This is a genomic window from Schleiferilactobacillus shenzhenensis LY-73, assembly GCF_000469325.1.
GTDB lineage: Bacteria > Bacillota > Bacilli > Lactobacillales > Lactobacillaceae > Schleiferilactobacillus > Schleiferilactobacillus shenzhenensis.
Genome location: NZ_KI271584.1, coordinates 245,061 through 247,130, shown reverse-complemented (window position 1 = coordinate 247,130; position 2,070 = coordinate 245,061). Strand labels below are relative to the sequence as shown.

Sequence of the window (2,070 nt, the reverse complement as noted above, 5' to 3'; positions counted from 1 at the left end):
TTGGCCAATTGTTGCGACGCCACCAGTAATAGCCGACCAACCAGCAACCTTGGTTAGACCTGTGGGCTCGGGAGCAAGCAGGCCAGCCACCCCGCCCACTGCTGCGGCAGTACCAGCAACAACGCCGAACAAGCTCCAAGCGCCAGTTCCGCTTCTGAAAGATCATGAGTGTGGAAGCGGGCAATTGAATACTATTGCAAAGTCGTTGTCCACTGACATGTTGCGTTCCTTCGACAAGCATCAATTGACAGAGTGCGATGATGTGGTTACTGGAACAGTCTTCAACCTATGCTTTTCTTGCCTTTCTCGAAATGATGCACCAGCATTTGTGTTTCCCTCATGATGAACCATAATTATCCAGTTGCCGCACAACTCTTAAATCAGGTTCAGAAGGAGACGACACAGACAGAAGGTAGCGAGTTCGCTCGCGTCGTCTACGTTCTGCGTCAGGCGTCTGTTTACTTAACCGATAAGTCCCACGCTGACACTCAAGTCTTATCAAATATCAAGAGGATTGAAGGTGGGTTAGTTCTAACTCCCCCAAAGAAGGCGAACGCGATCTTCATTTACTTGAATTGCTCGGGATTGAGCTGGAGACCGCATAAATCATCAAACCTTTCCAAGTATACTCAGTTGCACCATGAAATTGATGTGTGGTATGCGGGGCGGAATCAAAAAGCAGCTCCATCAGTTTCCAACCGTCGCCGCTCAGTCATTCGGTGCTTACCTTTTTTTAATACCCCAAGCCACGAAATTGTCGTGCGTACAAAAGAAGCAAATTATTACGACCCACCAACATGTGGGCGTCGAAACAATCTGCTTCTTTTTTGGGAATCATGTTGGTAAAAAGTGCATGACGACAACTAATGAGAACAAAGTTCCCGCTCGTCCTCATCGATTCTAGCTATCGCTATCTCGGGAAATGTCCCGTGTTTTAGTCGTAATGCCGTTTATGGCCCGTGAGACCATCAAGAAATCCTTTGACTGAATCCAGCGTTTCATGCCAGCTCGGTATTGGAAACGAAAAGTTGCCGCCAGACACAGTTGATAGCGTTTGCGCATTAATTGCCGGAAATGAATCAACGGTTTTTTTCAAAGCTTGTTCCTCCCTTGTAACTCGTCTGTTAATGACTCTTTCTCCTAACATTCCATTAGTACACTTTGGGTGGATTAAATAACGTATTCCATGCATATCCAATGGAATTACGTACGGTTTGCCCAACCTCGTACCAGACATCATAATCATGCTTACTGCCACCTGAAATTGAAGCCTGCTCTGATTCACTGAGGTCCTTAAACTTGTCCATTATTCTTTCTCCTCTCATATAAAAAGCAACGTACCGCAGGACACAATCGTGTTATATGTCACATGTACGATGATTCCTGGCACGAGTGAATGATACTTCTCATCTAACACGGAATTCGAGATGGCCATCATGAAAAGCCCGATTGAGTCAATTAACCCGGTTAGGTGACCAATCGTGAAAAATACCGCCGATGCGAAAATTGCAAAAGCTGTGCTCCGTGTCATCCTCTCAAACTCAGCGACTATGATCCCCCGGAATCCCAACTCTTCAAGAATAGGCGAACCAACCGATGCCGCCACATACGTGAGCAATCGTAAATTCCCTCGTAAAAGTGGTACGTTGCTAGACCTTGCAGATGTATCCTCTGGTGAATAAAACACACTATATTTCTTGGAGAGAAAAAGGATGATCATTGAAACGGCAAATAGAAGCATGCCCAAAAGTAGCGACCACATCACAGCTCTTATAGAAATATGCCAATGCTTGATTCCAGTTGCAGTTCTTCGATACTTTATAATTTCCAAAGTACCTACAATCGCGAACATAAACACATAGAATAGCCAATGAGGGAACGCAGAAACTGTGTCCTTTGTTTCTCCCGGCCAATACATGTCTGCAAGTATTGGTAAACCAATCAGAACTGGCATGACCAAGGAAAGCAACACAATGCATCCAATTTTCCATGAATAATGGAACCCTTTGACTATCAATAATCATCCCTCCAGAGGAATTGAAACAGTACATCAGTGGCAAATTTTTCAGC

General features: G+C 44.9%; 3 protein-coding genes. All 3 read right to left on the bottom strand.

Going from position 1 to position 2,070, the window contains the following annotated elements; translation table 11 throughout:
• Positions 1 to 934: 934 nt before the first annotated feature.
• The 3 genes from L248_RS15800 to L248_RS04675 are packed head-to-tail and all read right to left on the bottom strand — an operon-like array spanning position 935 to position 2,017.
• Entirely contained in the window at positions 935 to 1,096 is a 162-nt protein-coding gene (locus tag L248_RS15800; RefSeq protein WP_022528939.1) for a hypothetical protein, read from the bottom strand.
• A gap of 55 nt (positions 1,097 to 1,151) precedes the next feature.
• Positions 1,152 to 1,307 (bottom strand): hypothetical protein, encoded by a 156-nt coding sequence (locus L248_RS15795; RefSeq protein ID WP_155828571.1) that lies wholly within the window; start codon positions 1,305 to 1,307, stop codon positions 1,152 to 1,154.
• A gap of 14 nt (positions 1,308 to 1,321) precedes the next feature.
• Positions 1,322 to 2,017, bottom strand: a complete 696-nt coding sequence (locus tag L248_RS04675; RefSeq protein WP_155828570.1) for a CPBP family intramembrane glutamic endopeptidase — start codon at positions 2,015 to 2,017, stop codon at positions 1,322 to 1,324.
• Positions 2,018 to 2,070: the final 53 nt, after the last annotated feature.

Coding starts and splice junctions, on each gene's coding strand:
- L248_RS15795 (WP_155828571.1), bottom strand. CDS start 1,307: ATGGACAAGTTTAAGGACCTCAGTGAATCAGAGCAGGCTTCAATTTCA.